The 262-nt window shown below is 55.7% G+C and carries 1 protein-coding gene; it reads left to right on the top strand.

Features of this window, described 5'->3' with window-relative positions; all coding sequences use genetic code 11:
* Positions 1–262 (top strand): hypothetical protein (locus SB724_RS20630; RefSeq protein WP_410572788.1); only part of this gene is annotated, 262 nt, incomplete at both ends.

Raw genomic sequence — 262 nt, 5'->3', positions numbered from 1 at the left:
GCCGTACGTCCACTTGTCGCCGCGAACATTGGACACCGCTGCGCTTACCGTCGTTCAACAACTGGATGGCTGCTCTCTCTGGCAGTGCCAGAAGCTGCTTGAGGATAGCCCAGAAGCAGAAGATGTATCAGATGAGACCTTTGCAGCGTCACTTCGGGTTCGGATCAAACAGCTGACGGAACTGGTCGACGAGCCGTTCTTCTACCACGCAGTCTTCTCAGCGCATCCTATACAGGTGCCCATCTACGATGCCGCATCACAC

Source organism: Bacillus sp. SIMBA_031, from assembly GCF_046535225.1.
Classification (GTDB): domain Bacteria; phylum Bacillota; class Bacilli; order Bacillales; family Bacillaceae; genus Bacillus; species Bacillus velezensis.
Note: the sequence above shows the minus strand (reverse complement) of the source record. Positions and strands in the feature narration are given on the sequence as shown.